We start from the raw sequence: 2435 nt of genomic DNA, 5'->3' as shown, positions 1-2435 counted from the left end.
GGCGTTAGATTTAAAAGAATCAGGAGAGTACGTTGCCAATTGAACGAAGCACCGGTGATGACGGAGGCCGATGGAGATTTCAACGCTATGGCCATCATGGAGGTGGCAACGGGGATGATCTTTGGCATGGAGCTTGTTCAGGTAAGCATGTCTGGTTTGCCGGAATTCCTGTCACGGAAATTGTTGGCCGACGCTGAAGGCCAATCTGGCTCAAGACCCCAAAAATTGTTCATAGCGACTGAGTACCACGCGGATGATCTGGTCAAAGTCGCTGAGGCCATGGGGATTGAAGTTGAGCGAGTCCCGGCCAAAGATCTATCCGGCATAACACAGGAAGCGAGGGAAGGTTTCGCGGCCCATGTTTCAGGCGGTAGGATCCAATAAATCTAACCAAGTGTTCCAGTTCGTTCCGGGCCTGACGGCCCTCCACCGGATGCCCTTTTCGCTGCGCTACAAGGGCACCGCTGAACAACGGCGTTAGTGAGTTTTGATGTGTCCAGCTCCGATCCAATTGTCATCGCTAGGTATGTTGCTGGGGGACTAGGCACCGAGGATCTTGTCGAGTATGCAGACAGCACACTAATGGAAGGTGCCTATTCTGACTACCTTGTAGCTATTCTGGATGAGACCCCAAAAAGTTGGAATACCATTGCACCTCTTTTCGAATTGGCCGTCAGGGATTTGGGATATCCGGTGCCAAGTTTCGAAGATGCCATTATTCAGCTTGTCCGTTACCACCTTGAGTTAATTGTAGCTGGCACGGTAGAGCCGCTTCTCGAACTGTCGGTTCTATGGAAAGACATTAAACGCTTCGATCTCCACAAAGATGTGAAGCATTACGTTGGTGATGCCATTGGAGTGGACGTCCTGTATGGCCTGTACTTCGCCGTTGATGATTTGGAATACTCCAAAAGAGATGGAGGTATCCAGGAGATCAAATCGGAGATTGTCGCAGAGAGTGAACGATGGCTAAAAAATCACTAACAAGTCACAGCACCGGACGCCATTGGCATGGCGCCGGTGTGCATCAGCGTGTGTGCCGGGCATGGCACAGAACTAGGGAGGTGAAAGTCCTCCTGCCAGGTGTTCGCAGAGCCGAAGGCTAGGAGAAGGGCAAGGGCGTCATCGTGAGGTGGGGTCTGGAGGAAGCTCAATCCAAAGCGGCGGGGCGACGAACAGGAACCCGATACGAGGTGTGGTACACCCGGGGCGAGTGGGCACGTGACCGCGAAGCCCTCCTTCTGCGATTGGGGTGTACTTTATAAATCGGGCGTTCACGCCGTGAAAGCTCTGTGCCTTACCCCGGGAGGTCTGCCACGTGTGGACGGACCCACTGAGAGACGAGCGATCGCTTCTGATCGCGTGGCAGAAATCAGCCGAGGGCATAGTAGGTTCGCCCGTGAACTGAAGGCCCGAACAGAGACAGGAGTCGAGAGTCCGTGCAGGGAAACGGGATGGCATCCGCAAAGCAGCTTGCGCTGCCCCTGGAGCAACCAGGGGATGAACCCGTTGCCGGAAACCGGGAAGACTCGCACTCCGTTCAACCTTCACCGTGGATGGCGCGTGTATTGAGCAGGGACAACCTCAATCGCGCCCTGAAACAGGTTCGACGTAACAAGGGAGCGCCGGGCATCGACGGCATGACCGTGGATGAGCTGCCAGATTATCTGCGCCAACACTGGCCGGAGATTCGGCAGCAGTTGCTCCAGCAGACCTACCGACCAAAACCGGTCCGGCGGGTCACCATCCCCAAAGCCAACGGCGGTTCCCGCCCTCTGGGTATTCCAACGGTGCTGGATCGCTTTATCCAGCAAGCAATCGCTCAGGTTATCCAGCAGGACTGGGAACCCCGCTTCCATCCACACAGCTATGGCTTCCGTCCGGGACGCTCTGCGCATCATGCGGTCCGATACGGACAGCATTGCGCTCGGGAAGGCCGTAACTGGATAGTGGATCTGGACCTGGAAGCCTTCTTCGATCGGGTAAATCATGATCGGCTGATGGCACGGCTGAAACGGCATACGCCGGACAGGCCGATGCTCAGGCTGGTCAACCGGTACCTGAAGGCAGGCGTTCAGATCGACAACCGCAAAGCTCCGACCCCCGAGGGCGTGCCGCAAGGCGGGCCACTGTCCCCGGTGTTGGCGAATGTGGTGCTGGACGAACTGGATTGGGAGCTGGACCGGCGCAACCTGCGCTTCGCTCGCTACGCGGATGACTGCCAGATCTACGTGGGCAGTCACCGCGCAGGCGAGCGGGTGATGGTGAGTCTGACGCGCCTTATCGAGGACTCACTGAGGCTCACAGTGAATACACGAAAGAGCGCGGTAGACCGGCCCTGGAAGCGCAGCTTCCTGGGCTTCACCCTCAGCCGGAAAGGGCAGCGATTGAAAGTGGCTGACAAAGCCATCACCAAGCTGAAAACCCAGATCCGG

The 2435-nt window shown here is 56.6% G+C and carries 3 protein-coding genes; all 3 read left to right on the top strand.

From position 1 onward, the window contains the following. Nucleotides 1-384: DUF6930 domain-containing protein (locus AC13E3_RS00800; RefSeq protein ID WP_482901599.1), on the top strand; the 384-nt coding region annotated here is incomplete at its 5' end. A 108-nt stretch (nt 385-492) separates the two neighbouring features. Next, nucleotides 493-984: a hypothetical protein gene (locus AC13E3_RS00795; RefSeq protein ID WP_405419179.1), complete on the top strand. Its 492-nt coding sequence runs from the start codon at nt 493-495 to the stop codon at nt 982-984. A 470-nt stretch (nt 985-1454) separates the two neighbouring features. Next, a partial coding sequence (ltrA, locus tag AC13E3_RS00790; protein WP_482901598.1) for a group II intron reverse transcriptase/maturase occupies nt 1455-2435 on the top strand: 981 nt, incomplete at its 3' end.

Source organism: Marinobacter sp. L-80 (genome assembly GCF_056859395.1).
Note: the sequence above shows the minus strand (reverse complement) of the source record. Positions and strands in the feature narration are given on the sequence as shown.